At 72.3% G+C, this 17,760-nt stretch carries 16 protein-coding genes; 4 read left to right on the top strand and 12 right to left on the bottom strand.

The features are described 5' to 3' along the window. Window positions 1-187: 187 nt before the first annotated feature. The 3 genes from abmR to CRP51_RS01765 all read right to left on the bottom strand — a co-directional run bounded on the left by abmR (window position 188) and on the right by CRP51_RS01765 (window position 3,219). Window positions 188-757: an ATP-binding transcription factor AbmR gene (abmR, locus tag CRP51_RS01775; RefSeq protein ID WP_097229116.1), complete on the bottom strand. Its 570-nt coding sequence runs from the start codon at window positions 755-757 to the stop codon at window positions 188-190. A 155-nt stretch (window positions 758-912) separates the two neighbouring features. Further along, the gene (gene rsgA, locus CRP51_RS01770) at window positions 913-2,145 is read right to left on the bottom strand and encodes a ribosome small subunit-dependent GTPase A (protein WP_097229115.1); all 1,233 of its coding nucleotides are present in this window, start codon (window positions 2,143-2,145) and stop codon (window positions 913-915) included. Window positions 2,146-2,391: 246 nt separating this feature from the next. Next, entirely contained in the window at window positions 2,392-3,219 is an 828-nt protein-coding gene (locus CRP51_RS01765) for an alpha/beta fold hydrolase (RefSeq protein ID WP_097229114.1), read from the bottom strand. Between the two features lie 261 nt (window positions 3,220-3,480). Between CRP51_RS01765 and CRP51_RS01760 the strand changes: the two genes are divergently transcribed. Continuing rightward, a complete protein-coding gene (locus CRP51_RS01760; RefSeq protein WP_097229113.1) occupies window positions 3,481-4,398 on the top strand; it encodes a transglutaminase domain-containing protein in 918 nt (305 codons plus the stop codon). A gap of 79 nt (window positions 4,399-4,477) precedes the next feature. On the opposite strand, the gene glnA is transcribed toward CRP51_RS01760, so the two are convergent. After that, window positions 4,478-5,893: a type I glutamate--ammonia ligase gene (glnA, locus tag CRP51_RS01755; RefSeq protein WP_097229112.1), complete on the bottom strand. Its 1,416-nt coding sequence runs from the start codon at window positions 5,891-5,893 to the stop codon at window positions 4,478-4,480. 197 nt (window positions 5,894-6,090) lie between these two features. Between glnA and CRP51_RS01750 the strand changes: the two genes are divergently transcribed. Continuing rightward, on the top strand, window positions 6,091-6,612 hold the full coding sequence (locus CRP51_RS01750; RefSeq protein ID WP_097229111.1) for an RDD family protein: 522 nt from the start codon (window positions 6,091-6,093) through the stop codon (window positions 6,610-6,612). A gap of 320 nt (window positions 6,613-6,932) precedes the next feature. Here the strand turns inward: CRP51_RS01750 and CRP51_RS01745 are convergent, their stop codons facing one another. The 4 genes from CRP51_RS01745 to lipB form a co-directional block, all read right to left on the bottom strand. Further along, a complete protein-coding gene (locus tag CRP51_RS01745) occupies window positions 6,933-7,646 on the bottom strand; it encodes a DUF4191 domain-containing protein (RefSeq protein ID WP_097229110.1) in 714 nt (237 codons plus the stop codon). Between the two features lie 42 nt (window positions 7,647-7,688). Beyond that, entirely contained in the window at window positions 7,689-7,919 is a 231-nt protein-coding gene (locus tag CRP51_RS01740; RefSeq protein ID WP_141514525.1) for a hypothetical protein, read from the bottom strand. 165 nt (window positions 7,920-8,084) lie between these two features. Next, window positions 8,085-9,026, bottom strand: a complete 942-nt coding sequence (gene lipA / locus CRP51_RS01735) for a lipoyl synthase (protein WP_097229108.1) — start codon at window positions 9,024-9,026, stop codon at window positions 8,085-8,087. Window positions 9,027-9,098: 72 nt separating this feature from the next. Then, window positions 9,099-9,884, bottom strand: a complete 786-nt coding sequence (gene lipB, locus CRP51_RS01730; protein ID WP_097229107.1) for a lipoyl(octanoyl) transferase LipB — start codon at window positions 9,882-9,884, stop codon at window positions 9,099-9,101. 221 nt (window positions 9,885-10,105) lie between these two features. Between lipB and CRP51_RS01725 the strand changes: the two genes are divergently transcribed. Further along, complete coding sequence (locus CRP51_RS01725; RefSeq protein ID WP_097229106.1) at window positions 10,106-11,650, top strand: NsdA family TPR-like regulatory protein; 1,545 nt, start codon at window positions 10,106-10,108, stop codon at window positions 11,648-11,650. 26 nt (window positions 11,651-11,676) lie between these two features. On the opposite strand, the gene CRP51_RS01720 is transcribed toward CRP51_RS01725, so the two are convergent. The 3 genes from CRP51_RS01720 to CRP51_RS01710 form a co-directional block, all read right to left on the bottom strand. Further along, window positions 11,677-12,951: an FAD-dependent oxidoreductase gene (locus CRP51_RS01720; protein WP_097229105.1), complete on the bottom strand. Its 1,275-nt coding sequence runs from the start codon at window positions 12,949-12,951 to the stop codon at window positions 11,677-11,679. Window positions 12,952-13,757: 806 nt separating this feature from the next. Continuing rightward, window positions 13,758-14,789, bottom strand: coding sequence for a TIGR01777 family oxidoreductase (locus tag CRP51_RS01715; RefSeq protein ID WP_097229104.1), 1,032 nt, complete (start codon window positions 14,787-14,789; stop codon window positions 13,758-13,760). A gap of 17 nt (window positions 14,790-14,806) precedes the next feature. Next, on the bottom strand, window positions 14,807-15,379 hold the full coding sequence (locus CRP51_RS01710; RefSeq protein ID WP_170970396.1) for a DUF4240 domain-containing protein: 573 nt from the start codon (window positions 15,377-15,379) through the stop codon (window positions 14,807-14,809). A gap of 287 nt (window positions 15,380-15,666) precedes the next feature. Here CRP51_RS01710 and CRP51_RS01705 point away from each other — a divergent pair, with 287 nt between their 5' ends. Beyond that, the gene (locus tag CRP51_RS01705; protein ID WP_097229102.1) at window positions 15,667-16,596 is read left to right on the top strand and encodes an SDR family oxidoreductase; all 930 of its coding nucleotides are present in this window, start codon (window positions 15,667-15,669) and stop codon (window positions 16,594-16,596) included. A 109-nt stretch (window positions 16,597-16,705) separates the two neighbouring features. Here the strand turns inward: CRP51_RS01705 and CRP51_RS01700 are convergent, their stop codons facing one another. After that, window positions 16,706-17,710, bottom strand: a complete 1,005-nt coding sequence (locus CRP51_RS01700) for a helix-turn-helix transcriptional regulator (protein ID WP_097229415.1) — start codon at window positions 17,708-17,710, stop codon at window positions 16,706-16,708. Window positions 17,711-17,760: the final 50 nt, after the last annotated feature.

The raw sequence follows: 17,760 nt of genomic DNA, 5'->3' as shown, positions 1-17,760 counted from the left end.
TATGGTGATATGTCCCGTAAAGTGATGCGCTTCGCCTCAGTCGTCCCCCTGCCCTCATCCGTCAACACCCGTTGACATGCGTCACGGCGGTGCCGCCCCGCCCCCGCCGCCCGCTGTCGGCCCCCCTCGGGCCGGTTCCTCGCCGGTCGCGCGGCCGCACCCCTCCGGCCTTCCCCGTCCCCGGCAGCTACTTGTCGGACTTCTCCAGCGCGCTGCCCTCCAGCCCGTCCGCCGTGGAAGGCGCGGGCCCCTTGGTGCGCACCCGCTCCACCTCGTGCAACGACTCACGCAGATCGGCCAGCCACGCGTCGGAGTGCCGTTCCACCAGCCGCACGCACCAGGCCAGCGCGTCGCTCCTGCTGCGCGCCACACCCCCGGCGATCAGGGTGTCGAGCACCAGTCGCTCGGGCTGCTTGAGCCGGGTCATCACCGGCGCGGAGATGTGGGTGAACATCTCCTGGCTGTGGCCGCAGCGCGCCCCCCACGAGAGCTGCCGCCGAAAACGGATCTGCGCCTCCCGCGCCACCTCGACCCGCTGCGCCCTGGTGCGCTCACGGAACTCGGTGATGCGCCCCTCGCAGGCCGCCTCGTACTCCGTGAGCGACGCCTCCGGGGGGAGGTCCGGCTCCGGTATCCGCCCGATGACCGTGATCTCCTCCCGGTCGGCGGACACCTCCACCAGCTCGGTGAACCAGGACTCCGGCAGTCGGCCGACGAACCAGCCGTGCAACTCCTGCCGCCCCTTGTCTGTAATCATGTAATCAATATTACGCGTGCGCGTAACCCCCCGGTCCAGAGGCCCCGTGTCACGGAACGGTCGCAACGCGCCAGGCGGCGCCCGACAGTTGACGAAAACGGTCGAACGCCACCGGCGCGTCAGCGCACGGGCCGAGGAACGGGACCCGGAGCCCCTCAGCGCTGCTTGTCGCGGAAGCGGTAGGCCGCCCGCTGCGTGCGGCTGATCACCTTCCAGCGGTTGGTCTGCTCGGCCCGCAACCGCGCGTCGGTCCTGGCCGCCGCCCAGGCGTTCTCCCGCAACAGCTTGCGATAGCTGGCCAGTCGACGCTCCGGCAACGCGCCGGACTCGACGGCGGCCAGCACCGCACAGCCCGGCTCCACCCGGTGGGCGCAGTCCCCGAAGCGGCACTCCGCGGCCAACTCCTCGATGTCGGCGAAGACCTGCCCGAGCCCGTCGGCCGCGTCGTGCAGACCCACCCCGCGCAGCCCCGGCGTGTCGATCAACACCCCGCCGTGCGGCAGCGGCAGCAACTCCCGGCGCACCGTGGTGTGCCGACCCTTGTCGTCCACCTCCCGGATCTCGCCGGTGGCGAGCACCTCCTCGCCCAACAGGGCGTTGCCCAGCGTGGACTTGCCTGCGCCCGAGGTCCCCAGCAGCACCACGGTGCCGCCCAGCAGCGCCGTGAGTGTGTCGACACCCTCGCCGTGCAGTGCGCTGGTCGCCACCACGTCGACGCCCGGCGCCAGCGCGGCGGCCTCCTCCAGCAGCGCCCCCGGATCGGCGCACCGGTCGATCTTGGTGAGCGCGACCACGGGCCGGGCCCCGCTCTCCCAGGCCAGCGCCAGCAGCCGCTCCAGCCGGCCGGCGTCCCAGGAACCGCCCGCCGGCACGGCCAGCACCACCGTGTCGACATTGGCGGCGAGCACCTGGCCCTGGGAGTCGCGGGACGCGGAGGCCCGCACGATCGCGGTGCGGCGGGGGAGCAGCGCCTCCAGGCGCGGCTCGGCGCCGGCCGCTCCGGCCCGCAGCGCCGCCCAGTCGCCCGTGCAGGCGCCGGGCGGGCCGCTCTCGACGCGCACCGGGCCGGCCTCGGCGACCAGGTCGCAACGGCCCCGGTCGACGCGCACCACCCGCGCGGGCGACAGCCCGCGCCGCGCGTGCTCCTCGAAGGCGGCGGCCCAGTCGTCGTCCCAGCCGAGGGCGGCCCACACGCCCGCGCCGGGCGGGCCGTCGAGGCCCGGCGCCGGGAACGAGGGCCCCGAGGGGGAGGCGACGCCGGAAGGGGAATCGGCCGAGGGGGAGACGTTGGCGGAGTGAGAGGTGCCGGCGGGGTGAGAAGTGCCGGCGGGGTGAGAGACGCCGGAGCAGGAAGACTCGTCGGAGGAAGGAGAGAAACGCGAACTCATGACAGGTGAGCACCCTTGGGTAAGGGTCCCGCACGCGACGGCGGACGAGCGTCGGTCAGGCGGCGGCCGGGACCCGGGGGAGAAGAGGGAACATCGGTGCGCTGCTCGGGGCAGGCGTCGTCTGCGCAGCCATCAACCTCACCTCCCCTTCTCCCGGGGCCCTCAACGGGCCGGCGTCACAAGCGCGGCCACCGTACCACCGGACCCCGGCGGCCCGCCGGGAATTACCGGCCGCCGACCGCCACTTCAGTGCTTGAGAAAGACCAGCAGGTCCTCGTGGAACCTCTCCTTGAACCCCGGCACGCTCGCCAACCCGTGCGGCGCCCCCTCGTAGACGTGCAGCGTCGCGTCCGGGATGATCTCGGCCGACTTCCGCGCCGAGGCGTCGATCGGCACGATCTGGTCGTCGTCGCCGTGGACGACCAGCGTCGGCACGTCGACGCGCCGCAGGTCCTCCGTGAAGTCCGTCTCGGAGAACGCCGCCACACAGTCCAGCGCGCCCCGCACCCCGAGCTGCATGGCCATCAGCCAGAACGCGTACCTGTTGCCGTCCGTGACCTCGTTGTCCGGCCGGTTGGCGCCGAAGAACGTCTCGGTCAGGTCCAGGTAGAACTGCGAACGCTCCTTGCGGATGCCCTCCCGGATCTGGTCGAAGACGTCGATCGGCGTGCCCTCGGGGTTCGCCGGCGTCTTCAGCATCAACGGAGGCACCGCGCCCAGCAGCACCAGCCGGCTGACCCGGGCCGAGCCGTGCCGACCGAGGTAGCGGGTGACCTCGCCACCCCCGGTGGAGTGCCCGACCAGCGTGACGTCGCGGAGGTCCAGCTCCTCGATCACCTCGGCCAGGTCGTCGGCGTAGGTGTCCATGTTGTTGCCGTGCCAGGTCTGGGTGGAACGGCCGTGGCCCCGCCGGTCGTGGGCGATGCCGCGGTAGCCGTTCTCCGCCACCAGGTTCAGCTGGTCGTCCCAGACGTCCGCCTGGAGCGGCCAGCCGTGCGAGAAGACCACGGGCGGGCCGACACCCCAGTCCTTGTAGTAGATCTGCGCTCCGTCGCGGGTCCTCACAAAGCTCATCGATGCCTCCTCCGGCCGTCCGTCAGGACCGCCCCTTCGAACGTAGAGGCGTACGCCAAGTGGCGCAAAACGGGCCTAACCGGCAGGTAGCTCCAGTCGTCCTCCGGGATTCCGCTGGACAGGGGCGCGCCGAAGCGGGCACGCTGAGCCATTAATCGAACTGAGGGGCGATTAGTCGCGCCGGCGCGCCTGCCCGGTGACGCACACCCTCCGTCCGCACACCACCCGTGACCTCCACGCACGACCAGACCCGGAGCGCCCGTGCCCGAGCCAGCACCCCACGCCGCACCCCTCGCCCCAGAAACCGCCGCGTTCCACACCACGCAGAGCGCGTTCACCGACCCGGGCCGACACGCCGGCGCCTACGCGGGGCTGCCCGCCGACCCCGCGCAACTCGCCCGCGCCGCCAGGGGACTGGTGATCCACCGACTCGAAGGCACCCACCTGGGCTACGAGATCCCCGAACGACGCCTCCACCACGACGCCGAGACCCGCTACCTCGACGACATCCTGCACCTGATCCTCGACCGCGACAGCGCACCCCTGACCGAACAACGCGCACACGACGACCGGTTCATCGGCATCCGCCGCGACTTCGCACTGCTGCTCTGCTCGTTCCTGCGCCACGCCGGCATCCCCGCCCGGATGCGCTACGGCTTCGCCGACTACTTCGCCGACGACGGCTTCCACGCCGACCACGCCGTCACCGAGTACTGGGACCCCCACCGGGGCTGGCTGCTGGCCGACGCCAACGTCGCCACCGAACCACCCGCCGGCATCGACCCGTTGGACGTCCCCCGCGACCGGTTCCTCACCGCCGGGGCCGCCTGGCGCGCCGTCCGCGCCGGCGACGCCGACCCGAGCACCTTCGGGGTCCGCACCCCCGAGACCGCCCTCGTCGGCGAGTGGTTCGTCGGCGACGCCCTCCGCCTCGACCTGGCGATGCTCAACGGCGCCGAGACCCTGCTGTGGGACGTCTGGGGCGACGGCCCCACCGACGACGCCGGCCTCACCGACACCCTGCGGGCCCGTTACGACCGCGTCGCCCGGCTCACCGACCCGCACGTCGACCTCGACGCCGCCCGCGCGCTGTACCTCGCGGAGCCGGAGCTCCGCGTCCCGGAGACCGTGCTCTCCCTCGCCCCGTTCCTGGGCGCCCGGCGCGTGACCCTCCGCTGACCCCCGCGCCCCACGCGGCGAGGGCCGCCACCCCGCGATCGGGGTGACGGCCCTCGTCCGGCGTGCCGGCCCGGCGGGCTCACACGTCGAAGTACAGCTCGAACTCGTGCGGGTGCGGCCGCAGCTGCATCGGCGCGATCTCCTTCTCCCGCTTGAAGTCGATCCACGTCTCGATCAGGTCCGAGGTGAACACCCCGCCGGCCTGGAGGTACTCGTTGTCGCTCTCCAGCGCCTCCAGCACGGCCGGCAGCGAGGTCGGGACCTGCGGCACCCCGGCGTGCTCCTCCGGCGCCAGCTCGTAGAGGTCCTTGTCGATCGGCTCGGCCGGCTCGATCTTGTTCTTGATGCCGTCCAGCCCCGCGAGCAGCAGCGCGGAGAACGCCAGATACGGGTTCGACGAAGGGTCGGGCGCGCGGAACTCGACGCGCTTGGCCTTCGGGTTGGAACCGGTGATCGGGATGCGCATCGCGGCGGAACGGTTCCGCTGCGAGTAGACCAGGTTCACCGGCGCCTCGAAGCCGGGCACCAGACGGTGGTAGGAGTTGACCGTCGGGTTGGTGAACGCCAGCAGCGACGGCGCGTGCTTGAGCACACCGCCGATGTAGTAGCGGGCCGTGTCCGACAGACCCGCGTAGCCCTGCTCGTCGTAGAAGAGCGGCGCCCCGCCCTGCCACAGCGACTGGTGGACGTGCATCCCCGAGCCGTTGTCGCCGAAGATCGGCTTCGGCATGAACGTCGCGGTCTTCCCGTTGCGCCAGGCGACGTTCTTCACGATGTACTTGAAGAGCATCAGGTCGTCGGCGGCGGCCAACAGCGTGTTGAACTTGTAGTTGATCTCCGCCTGGCCGGCCGTGCCCACCTCGTGGTGCTGCCGCTCGACCTCCAGGCCCGCGGCGGCCAGCTCCAGGGAGATCTCCGCCCGCAGGTCGGCGAAGTGGTCCACCGGCGGCGCGGGGAAGTAGCCGCCCTTGTAGCGGACCTTGTAGCCCCGGTTGCCGCCCTCCTCGATGGCGCCGGTGTTCCAGGCGCCCGCCTCCGAGTCGATGTAGTAGTAACCGGCGTTGGAACGGGTCTCGAAACGCACGTCGTCGAAGACGTAGAACTCGGCCTCCGGACCGAAGAACGCGGTGTCCGCGATCCCGGACGACGCGAGGTAGGACTCGGCCTTCTTCGCCACGTTCCGCGGGTCGCGGCTGTAGGCCTCGCCCGTGATCGGGTCGTGGATGAAGAAGTTGATGTTGATGGTCTTGTCCCGCCGGAACGGGTCGACCCGCGCGGTCGTCAGGTCGGCGACCAGAGCCATGTCGGACTCGTGGATGGCCTGGAAGCCGCGGATCGACGACCCGTCGAACATCAGGTGCTCCGCCGGGTCGAACGCCTCGGCCGGAACGGTGACGTGCTGCATGGTGCCCGGCAGGTCGCAGAAACGGACATCGATGAACTTGACGTCGTTGTCGGCGATGTACTTCTTGATCTCGTCGGCGTTTCGGAACATCCGATGTCCTCCTAGCCCCGACCCGGCAGGGCGGGGGATGTGCGGCTCGGGAGTGGCCCGTCGCGCGGGCCTGCCAGGGCCGACCCTAGGGAGAGGCCATTTCTCGGGCATGACCCACTTGTTTCCCCAGTGTTAACCGGACTTCTCGCCGGATAGCCGGCGGCACGCCGACCGGCCGGCCGCGCTACCGTGGAGGCGTGGACAACCGGCAGGCAATTGGTTCGTGGCTCTCCGGCCCCCGCGCGGCGGCCGAGGGCATGGGAATCGACTTCGGATACCGGGGCGAACGCCTGGGTCTCCCCAGGGAGGGTCCGGGCTCGATCGCGCCGGTCGGGCGCAGGCTCGCGGCCATCTGCGTGGACTGGCTGCTCTGCGCGTTGATCGCATACGGTCTCCTCGCCCAGGGGAACCTCGCCACGGCCAACAACTGGACGCTGGCGGTCTTCACCCTGATGAGCCTCATGACCGTCGGCACCGTCGGAATGACCCCGGGGAAGCGCCTGTTGGGGCTGCGGGTGGTGCACCTCTCCGGCGAGCGCCTCTCCTTCCCGCGCTCGGCCCTCCGCTGCCTGCTGCTGGCGCTGGCGATCCCGGCCCTCATCTGGGACCGCGACGGCCGCGGCCTGCACGACCGCGCGGCCGCCGCCGTACAGGTGCGCCTCACGGGCCAGCCCGCGCCCGAGGAGCAGGAGCCACCGGCCACGGCGGGCACGGCGTAGAGCCCCTGCCCGGTCCTCCCCGCCCTCGGGCGCCTGCCGGGGGCCCACCGGTCCCGGGTCCCGGTCCCGACGTCCCCGCCGGTCGGCGCGGGCGGGCACGGCGAGCGGTGCGGCGTCGCGGAAACGGGAAGACGGCGAGACCGGAAGACGGCGAGGGCCGTTGGGCGGCTGGTGACGCTGATGCTCACCGCCCGCCCAACGGCCCTCGCCGTTCTCGTGACTCCACACGGGGCCGCTGTCCACGCGACGCTTCCACCCCGGACACCGCGCCCGCCGCGCGAGCCGGCCCCGGCCGCGCCGACGCCCCGCCCCCGAACCGCTCAGCGGCCCCGGCGGGGAGCCTGGTTGTTGCCCTTCATCCGCATCCCGCCCTTGGGCATCGGGCCCTTCGGAATCGGCATGTTGCTCATCAGATCGCCCATCGCGCGCAGCCGGTCGTTGACCTCGGTGACGCGCGGGCCGGCCAGCACCTTCGGATACTTCGTGATCCGACGGCGCAGCTCCTTGAGCTCCACCTGGTCCTCACCCTTGCCGACGATCATGTCGTGCACCGGCACGTCGGAGACCACCCGGTTCATCCGGCGCTTCTCGGCGGCCATCAGGGTCTTCAGCCGGTTGGGGTTGCCCTCGCCGACCAGGACCACGCCGCACTTGCCGACCGCCCGATGGACCACGTCCTGCTGGCGGTTGACCGCGATGGCCGGGGTGAAGACGATGCCCCGCCGCATGTTCTCCAGCACGGCGGCCGCGGCACCCGGCTGGCCCTCCATCTGGCTGAAGGCCGCCCGCTCGGCCCTGCGGCCGAAGACGATGGCGGTGGTCAGCAGCGCGACCAGGAAGCCCAGGATGCCCAGATAGACCGGGTGTCCCCAGAGAATGCCGATACCGAGAACGATCCCGAACGTACCCAGAAAGACCAGGGCCAGCCACAGACCGATCCAACGATCGACCCGCTTGGCCATCTTGTAGGTCAGACCGATCTGCTTCAATCGGCCTGGGTTCTCGGAATCCTGTTCCTTTTCCTTCCGCGCCATGCGGGCCAGTGTACGGCGCCCCCGGCCGGCGGCTCGCCCGGGTCAGGCCCCCGGGGTGGGCAACGCCGGTGACGGGTCGCCCGCGCCCACGGCGCGGAGGACGCGCACCGCCTCGCGGTGCGCGGCGGCCCGCTCCTCGTCCTCACGCACCGCGGACCTGGCGTTCTCCAACGCGGTACGCCGCCCACCGGCCAGCAACCGCTCGTCCAGGGCCCGCAGGGCGCGGCCGACACTCGGCCGCTCCCCGTGCACCAACTGAACCAACCCCATCACCGCGTCCCTCCCCGACCGCCCGGCCACCCGCGGCCTGGCACCGTCATCCGCGCCTGCCGGCGCCCTGCGAAACCCCCATGGCTCGGCCATGGACAACGCTCCCCCTCAGATCGTTCCCGCGCGGTGTTTCCACCCCGTGGCCCCCGCGTCAACAGTCCGCTGCGGTCACGCCACCTTCGGGGCGCCGCGCCGCTCGACGGCCTGCCGGTAGAGGCGGCCGGCGCGGTAGGAGGAGCGGACCAGCGGACCGGACATCACCCCGGCGTAACCGATCTCCTCGGCCTCCTGCTGCAGTTCGACGAACTCCGCCGGCTTCACCCACCGCTCCACCGGGTGGTGGCGGGGGGTCGGCCGCAGGTACTGCGTGATGGTGATCAGCTCGCAGCCGGCCTCGTGCAGGTCGCGCAGTGCCTGGCTGACCTCCTCGCGGGTCTCGCCGAGGCCGAGGATCAGGTTCGACTTGGTGACCAGCCCCGCCTCCCGGGAGAGCGTGAGCACCCGCAACGAACGCTCGTAGGTGAACGCCGGCCGGATCCGCTTGAAGATCCTCGGCACCGTCTCCACGTTGTGCGCCAGCACCTCGGGACGCGAGGAGAAGACCTCGTCCAACTGCTCGGGAACGGCGTTGAAGTCGGGGATCAGCAGCTCGACACCCGTGCCGGGCATCGCCTCGTGGATCTGCCGCACGGTCTCGGCGTACAGCCACGCGCCGCCGTCCGGCAGGTCGTCCCGGGCCACGCCGGTGATCGTCGCGTACTTCAGACCCATCTGGCGCACCGAGTCGGCCACCCGGCGCGGCTCGTCCCGGTCCAGCTCCGCGGGCTTGCCGGTGTCGATCTGGCAGAAGTCGCAGCGCCTGGTGCACTGTTCGCCGCCGATGAGGAACGTGGCCTCGCGGTCCTCCCAGCACTCGAAGATGTTGGGACAGCCGGCCTCCTGGCAGACCGTGTGCAGACCCTCGCGCTTCACCAGACCCTGCAGCGCCTGGTACTCCGGGCCCATCCGGGCACGGGTCTTGATCCACTCCGGCTTGCGTTCGATCGGGGTCTGGCTGTTCCGGACCTCAAGACGCAACATCTTGCGGCCGTCTGGTGCGACAGCGGACACGTCCGGCTCCCTACGGCTTTCGATTCTTTGGCGTTCCCCAGCGTACGCCTCTGGAAGTGGGGGTGATCCCGGTCACACGGCCCGAGGTAGCGGGGTGGCGGCGGACCACATCGCGGTGAGGTGCTTCTCGACCACGGGGAGTACGTCGGTGACCGTCACCGGGCGCCCCAGCTCGTGCGAGAGCGAGGTCACGCCGGCGTCCCTGATGCCACACGGCACGATCCGATCGAACGAGGTGTTGTCGGGATCACAGTTGAGCGAGAAGCCATGCATCGTGACGCCCTTGGCGACCCGAATGCCGATCTGCGCCAGTTTTCGGTCCTCGTGACGCTGGCCGGCGTTCGACGGCGCGTACTCGGGGCCGTTGAGCCGGGGATCGAACTCCTCGTCGTGCCGCCTGGGGTCGAAGTCCAACGACAGCCCGCCCAGGCCCGCCCGCGCCCCGGGAACCTCGTCGCCCAGGACCCACACCCCGCTGCGGCCCTCGACCCTGGTGGTCTCCAGGCCGAACTCGGCACACACCGCGATCAGCACGTCCTCCAGCCGGCGCACATGCGCGACCACGTCGACCGGACGCGGCAGCTTCATGATCGGGTAGCCCACCAGCTGCCCCGGACCATGCCAGGTGATCTTCCCGCCGCGGTCGACATCGATCACCGGAGTGCCGTCCAGGGGGCGCTCGTTCTCCTCCGTGCGCCGTCCGGCCGTGTAGACCGACTGGTGCTCCAGGAGCAGACAGGTGTCGGGGATCTCGTCGGCGAAGCGAGCGGTGTGGACCCGACGCTGCTCCTGCCAGGCGGCGTGGTACTCCACCGCCTCGGCACCGAACCCCAGATGGACAAAGCGCAGCTCGCCCACTGCAACTCTCGCTTTCCGTACACGTGCTTGGCACACACGTTCTGGTGACACGCACTGGCGTCTCACCTCAACTCTAAGCCCGGCGGAAAGCGACGAGGGGGGTGGCCTCCGGCTCACACATACGGATGAATCATCCGCTGTCGCGGCGTTGCGACCTGGCGGGACCGTTACATTCACGCCGTTCCAGCCGCACAGCCGTAAGGCAGGAGACCGCATCGCCGATGTCTACGGAACGACCCGGAGGCCCGGCCTCCCCGCAGTCCGCCACGCCGCGCAACCCCAACCGACAGCTGGCCGCCCTGATCGCCGAGGCGGGCTTCTCCCACGCGGGGCTCGCCCGCCGTGTCGACCAGCTCGGCCTCGAACATGGCCTCGACCTCCGGTATGACAAGACCTCGGTCACCCGCTGGCTCCGGGGTCAGCGACCACGCGGCACCACCCCGGCGCTGATCGCCGAGGTGTTCACCCGGCGACTCGGCCGCAGACTCTCCGCCCAGGACCTGGGGCTGGAGGCCTGCGCCCCCGTCTACGCGGGGCTTGAGTTCGCCGGCAGCCCCGCCGAGGCGGTCGACATCGTCGCCGGGCTCTGGCGCAAGGACACCGGCGGATACGCCGAACTCCGCAAGATCGCGTTCACCCCCGCCGGCCTCGTCGTGCCGAGCCGCGACTGGCTGATCGGACGCCCCGACGAACGCGTCGCCCGAGGGGAGGCACCCGAGGGCGGCGCCACACAGGACGCACCGGCCACGCCGGCCGTCCGAGTCCCGGAGCAACTGCGTGGGCACGGCCCACTGGGCGCGGCCCGCGCCCAGCTGCGGGCGCCGAGACCCAGCCGGATCGACCGGGTGGAACGGGGGCCGGGCCAGCGCGTGACGGCCGGCGACATCGCCGCGCTGCGCTCCGTGGCCGAGCTCTTCCGCGGGCTCGACCAGGCCTACGGCGGCGGCCATGCGCGCCAGGCGCTCGTCCGCTACCTGGAGCACGAGCTGGAGCCCATGCTCAGAGGCGGATACGGCGAGCAGACGGGGCGCAAGCTCTTCTCCGCCGCGGCGGAGCTGACGCGACTCGCCGGATGGACGGCCTACGACATCGTTGCCCATGGCCTGGCCCAGCGGTACTTCGTGCAGGCGCTGCGACTGGCGCAGGCGGCCGGCGACCGGGGGTACGGCAGCTTCGTGCTGGTGTCGATGAGTCGACAAGCCGTCTATCTCGGCCACGGTCGAGAGGCCGTCCAGCTGGCCCGCGTCGCCCAGCAGGGAATCGCCAGTTCCGTCGCGCCCGTCGTCCAGGCGCTGCTGCACGCCGTGGAGGCGCGGGGCCACGGGCTGCTCGGTGAGGTCCGGTCCTGCACGGCGGCCATGGCCAGGGCCGAGCGCGCGCTGGAGGCGGCCAGGTCGGCCGAGGACGCGCCGTCCTGGGCGCGCTTCTTCGACGAGGCCCAGTTGGCCGACGAGTTCGGTCACTGCAACCGGGATCTGAAGCAGTACCGGGCAGCCGCGCGGCACGCCGAACGCTCGCTCCAACTACGCCCTCCCGAGCACGCGCGCAGCCGGCTCTTCTGCCGGGTGGTGCTCGCCTCGGCCCGCCTTGGTCTGGGCGATGTGGACCAGGCGTGCGCCCTCGCGGCGGAGGCGGCCCAGCAGGCCAACGAGATGCGCTCGGCACGTGCCCACGAGTACGTGCAGGACTTCGAGCGGCGCCTGGAGCCGTTCCGCGACGCGGCGGCCGTGCGGGCCTACCGCGAGAAGACGGCGGTGCTCCGGTAGGCCGGGGGCGGTGTCGGGCCGCTTGCTCAGCCGGCGGCCGCGCTCGCGGACGGGGCCGCCGGGGCGCACCCCAGGTCCTCCATGACGGCGAGGCTCGCTCGTCGCGCGGAGACCAGGTCGCCGGTGATGCCCGGCAGGTCCCGGTGGTCGCCACAGACGTACAGACCGTCGAGCAGCCGTACCGGACGGCGCCTCCGGTACGGCGGTGGCAGCACCGGGACCGCCTGGCGGTCGTGGTGTGCCGCCAGCAGTCGCCACCCGTCCGCCGCCGCCCCGTGCAACTCCCCGAGCTGGGGACGGGCCGCCCGATCCAGCAGCTCGGGCCGCTCGGCGGCCTGTGGGCCGATGATCACCGATGTCAGCAGTGTCTGCCCGGCGGGCGCCCGGCTCGGGTCGGCGGCGGAGACGGCCACCGAGTGCGCCACCGGACCACGTGCGCCCGCCTCCACCAGCAGTGCCGGTCGGGGGACCGGCAGCTCCGGCGCGGCGTGGTGCAGCACGGTCATCTGGTGGAAGCGCGGCATCCGCAGCCCGGGCAGCAGTTGGCCGGCCGTCGCCGCGCCCGTCGCCACCACGACGGCCCGGCAGCGGAAGACACCGTGGTCCGCCGTCTCCACCCGCGTGGTTGCGACAGATGTGACAGTGACGCCCGTGCGCAAGGCCCCCGCGGGCAGTTCGGCGGCGAGGGCGTGCGGAAGCGTCGCGGCGCCGCCCTCCGGGAGCGCCAGGCCGTGGCGGGCGAACGCGCGGAGCACCGCGTCGCTCAGTCGGCTGGACGTCGCCAGCTCCGGATCGTGGAGCAGCGCGGCCAGCGTCGGGCGGAGCATCGCGTCGGCGATCCGCGCCGGAATGTTCCGCTGTGCCAGCGCCTCGGCCGCCGTCACCTCGGGGCGTCGGGAGAGCTGCTCCTCGGAGAGCCGTCCCAGGCGTGCGAGGTTGGCCCGCAGCCAGATCTGGTCGAACGACTCGGCCGGCGGTGCCGCCTCCTCGCCCTCGCCGCCCAGATGGCAGACCGGTCCCGCGCCGTGCAGCCGCACGCCCCCGCGCAGGGGGCTGAGAGCCACCGGACGGGGCAGCTCGGCCAGCGCCGGCGACTCCGGAAGGGTCAACTGGCTGGAGCGGTCGAGAAGAAAGCCTTCCCGCTCCTCGGTGGCCATCCGGCCGCCTATCCGGTCGCCGCTCTCCAACACGATGACCGTCAGCCCCGCGGCGCTCAGTCTGTGAGCCGCCGACAGTCCTGCCGGGCCGGCCCCGATGACGACGACGTCGCTGTCCGTGTGGTGCGTTCGGCTGCTGAGCACTGGGCCTCCCTGGTGAGGTGGTCGGTGCGTCGGAGCGGCGATCAGGTCCCGGCCGGTGGGCCTTGGGGGCTGATGCCCGGTGAAGCGCGAGCAATGCCTTCCGAACCGGAGCCGACCCTCTCACGCCGTCCCGAAGGCGGCAGAGCGCATGGATGGGGCATCGGCGCACAAGGAGGGCGCAGAGCTTGACGAAGGCGCGTTGTCGGCGCTCCACGTCCCCTTCGACCAGGTGACCCATGTGCCGGGCAGTGACGCTCCAGCCGCCTCCCCACGGCTTGGCGGCTCTCTCCGTGAGTCGGCGCAGAACGTGGCTGAGGGAGGGGAGGGCGGCAGGTGCGAATCGGGGGATGGGCAGCGGGCGGGGGGATCCGTTCGGCGGGGAGGGGGCGGGGTGCCCGCGAGGGGCGAGCCGGCCGCGCGGCAGGCGGAGGCGGGCGCGCGCGGACGCTTCCGGGGGCGTCGGCGGAGGCCCGTGCCCAAGCGGGCGTCTGGTCACGGGGCACGGGCCGGGGGGACGGGCGACCCCCGCCCCGTGCGCCCGACCCGGTCGCACGGAGTGAGGGGCCCGGCGCCCCGGCACGATGGGGATGCGGCGCCGAGGCCCCGGCGGCACGAAGCGGTCTCCGGCGAGCAGTCGGCGGAACACGTCGCCCGCCGAGGAGCGTCGACGAGGGGGAACGGGGCGCGCGGCCGCCGCCGCGAGCATGATGCCATTACGGAGAGTCATGTCGCCGACCGTACAGGTCGCTACTGACAGTGACAATGCCTCGTGTGGGTGAGGTGCCCCGCCAGGCGGTGACCGAGGGTCACTCCAGGGCGGCGCGGATCGCCGCCTCAGCGGTGGGGTGCCGGAAGGTGAAACCCGCCGCCTGGAGTCGGGCCGGCAGAACACGCTGGCTGCCCACGATGTCGTCGGCGAACTCGCCCACCACCACCCGCAGCGCGAACTTCGGTACCGGTAGGACCGCCGGCCGATGCAACACCCGGCCCATGATCTTGGCGATCTCGCGGTTGGTGACGGGGTGGGGTCCGGTGAAGTTGACCGGACCCTCCAGCTCGTTGCTCTCCGTCAGGAGAAAACGTGTCGCGGCCAGGTGGTCGGCGAGGGAGATCACGCTCCAGTACTGGCGTCCGTTGCCCAGCGGGCCGCCGATTCCGGCGCGGAAGAGGGGAAAGAGCCGCCCCCACGCACCCCCCTTGCGTGCGACCACGTGCCCGGTGCGCAGGTGGACCGTGCGCACACCGGCTCTGCGGGCTGCCTCGGCGGCCCCCTCCCAGTCGACGCAGACATCCGCCAGGAACCCGTCGCCCACGTCGGCGTCCTCGTCCACCGGCCGGTCGCCGGTGTCCCCGTAGTAGCCGATCGCGCTGCCACACAGGAAGACGCGGGGCGGCGTGCCCTGGGCGGCGATCGCCTCCGAGACGGCCGTGGTGCCGAGCACCCGGCTGTCCCTGATCACCTTCTTGTAGCGCGCGGTCCAACGATGGTCCCCCACCCCGGCGCCGGCCATGTGCACCACGGCATCGCAGCCCGCGAGCGCGGCGACGTTGGCCTCCCGGTCCTGGCCCGTGGGGTCCCAGCGCGCCTCGTCGTCCGCGCCGGGCGCGCGGCGGACCAGGCGCACCACCTCGCATCCCGCGGTGCGGAGGGAGTCGGCCAGCGCGCCCCCGATCAGCCCTGAGGTGCCGGTGATGGCGACGCGCCGGGGAAGCCCGTCCGAGGAGTCCTCCGACGTGCCGCCAGGGGCGGGGGACTCGGAGGCGGAACGCGCGGCCGAAGGGGAGCCGGGGCCGGACTCGGCGTTACCGCCGGCCGGGGAGGAGGAGTCAGGTGCCATGGCGCCATCCTCGGGGATCACACCGGCGCCGGGCCACCCGCGACCCCTCGACGGGCGCTCGGCAACCCGGGCGCGCCGAACCGTGCCCACAGTCTGGGATACGCGGTCGCCAGCGCGCTCTCGTCCGCGAGGTCGATCGCGGTGCCCTCCGGTTCGGCCCCCGGTTCGCTCAGTCCCAGATCGGGGAGTTCGTCGCCGGTGAGTTGCTCGTAGGCGTCGAAGGCGGCGTAGCCGATCTCCTCGGCCTCACCCTCGGCTCGTGCGTCGAAGTCGGAGGGCAGCAGCCCGGCCAGCGCGTCCGGGTCCAGGAGCGTGCCCTCGAAGACCGCCCTGCCCAGACTGATCAGCCAGCAGCGGAAGTTCTCGAAGGCCTCCTCGTCGGCGCCGTCCAGCAGTACCCAGGCCGCCCCCCACAGATCCCAGCGGTGGGCGCGGCTGAAGCGGGCCTCGAAGTGCCGCGCGAAGTCGTGGACCGCCTCGGGGTCCAGCAGAACCAGGCGCTCCACGAGCAGTTCGGCGTGCAGGTCGGGGTCGCTCCCCGCGGCGAGTCGCGTCTCGTCGATCAGCGACCAGAATCCGGTCTCGTCCATCACGGCATCAGGATCGACGCGTCAGGGCCGGCGCGCACGTCGAGGCTCACCCGTGCGGGCGAGCGCGCGCCGGCAACGGAACGGTCCCCGAGGGCCGCGCGGAAAGCCCGACAGAGGATGTCGGGATTCGCTGCCAGGGTCGGTGGGGCCGTCACCGGAACCGCTTCCGAGGACGGCCTGACGACGCGCCGATCCGTCAGGGTCGATGAGTCGACAAGCAGACATCTGCGCACCGGTGGGCCGGTGTGTGGACAGCCGAGTGACGGAAAGCAGCGGAGGACGTACGCGTGACAACAGAGAACGGGCCACTGGCCGGGCGGATCGCGCTGGTCGCGGGGGCGACCCGGGGCGCGGGCCGGGCGATGGCCGTGGAACTGGGGCGGGCGGGGGCGACGGTCTATGTCACCGGTCGCACCACCAGGTCATCGGTGAGCGAGGTGGGCCGCCCCTCCGAGACCATCGAGGAGACCGGGGAACTGGTCACCGCGGCGGGCGGCGAGGGGATCGCCGTGCCGACCGACCACCTTCAGCCGGAGCAGGTGCGGGCGCTGGTGGAACGGATCGACCGGGAACGGGGACGGCTGGACATCCTGGTCAACGATATCTGGGGTGGCGAGCACCTGATCGAAGTCACGGAGAAGAAGAGGATGTGGGAGTTCGGCCTGGAGCCCGGGTTGCGCATGTTGCGCCTGGGTGTCGAGACCCACATCGTCACCAGCCACTTCGCACTGCCGTTGCTGGTCCGCAACGAGGGCGGCCTGCTGATCGAGGTCACCGACGGCACGGCCGAGTCGAACGCCGCCTACCGGGAGTCCTTCTACTACGACCTCACGAAGTTCGCCCCGTTGCGGATGGTGCTGGGGCTGGGGCAGGAGCTGAAGGAGTTCGGCGGTACGGCGGTCTGTGTGACGCCGGGCTTCCTGCGTTCCGAGCAGATGCTGGAGTCGGCGTTCGGGGTCACCGAGGAGAACTGGCGTGATGCCATCGCCCAGGAGCCGCACTTCGCGATCTCCGAGACCCCGACCTACCTGGGTCGCGGGGTCGCCGCGCTGGCGGCGGACCCGGAGCGGGCGCGGTTCAACGGCCGGTCGTTGGACAGCGGCACGTTGGCGCGGGAGTACGGCCTGACCGACGTGGACGGCTCGCGGCCGGACTGCTGGGGGTATCTGTCGCGGGTCCTGGCCGGCGAGAAGGCGGACCCGGCCGACTACCGCTGACCGTCAGGCCGTCAGACGGTCTGCCCGTCTGCTCGTCTGCCCGTCGTGGCCGGTGCGGGAGGCACGGGGGCCCGCACCGGCCCGTGGCCGCTCCCCGGGGTGAACGCGCTCACCGACATCCACCCGCGCCGCCCGGGTCGTCCGCGTACAGGGCGGCCAGTGCGGCGGCGGCGCGGGCGAGGCGGGTGCGGAGCGCGGCCGGCCGGAGCACTTCGACCTCGGGGCCGAGCGCGAGCAGTTGCTCGTAGGCCACGTCGGTCGACTCCACCGCCAGCGTGACCGTGACCCATCCCCGCTCGTCCGGGCCCTCGGCACCCGCGAGGGCCTCCCGCGCCGCCACCCGGTCGGTGTGGTGGCGCAGCCTGTCGGCGCCGTTCTCGCTCAGCCGCAGCCGCACGGTGTCCCGCAGGATCGCGCGGGCGAAGGCCGCCGCCTGTTCGGCCCAGAACGCGGACAGGTCGAAGTCCGGGTCCCGCGCGAAGTGCTCCCCTTCGACCGTGACGTCCGAGAAGCGTGACACCCGGTAGATCCGGTGGCCGTCCCCGCCCACCGGGCGGGCGGCCAGGTACCAGGCGCCGGCCTTCAGGACCAGTCCGTGCGGTTCCCAGGAGCGGGTGACCGTGGAGCCGTCGCCGCGCCGGTAGGCGGCGCTCATGCGCCACTCGCCCCAGACCGCCTCGGCGACCGAGGGCAGCGCGTCGGGGGTCTCCGGCGCCTGCCACCAGTGCGGCGCGTCCAGATGGAACCGTTGCGCCGCACTCCGCTCCGCGTCGCGCAGTTCCGGCAACAGCGCGGCGGAGACCTTCAGCCGGGCCGCGGAGGCGGTGTCGCCCAGCCCCATGTCGCGCAGCGCGGACGGGACTCCGGACAGGAACAACGCCTCCGCCTCGTCACGCCCGAGGCCGGTGAGGCGGGTGCGGTAGCCGCCGACCAGGCGGTAGCCGCCGACGCGCCCCCGGTCCGCGTAGACCGGGACGCCGGCCTCGGAGAGTGCCGCGACGTCCCGGACGATCGTCCGTTCGGAGACCTCCAGTTCGGCGGCCAGCTCCCCGGCCGTCATGCTCCGCCGGGACTGCAACAGCAGGACGAGCCTGATCAACCGAGCCGCGCGCACCGGCACAGCCTCCCTGATCGGGGCGGCTCCGGGCAACGCGTGCGCGGCAT

This window comes from Streptomyces zhaozhouensis, from assembly GCF_900230195.1.
GTDB lineage: Bacteria > Actinomycetota > Actinomycetes > Streptomycetales > Streptomycetaceae > Streptomyces > Streptomyces zhaozhouensis.
The sequence above is the reverse complement of the archived record's forward strand: the minus strand, read 5'-3'. Positions and strand labels throughout refer to the sequence as shown.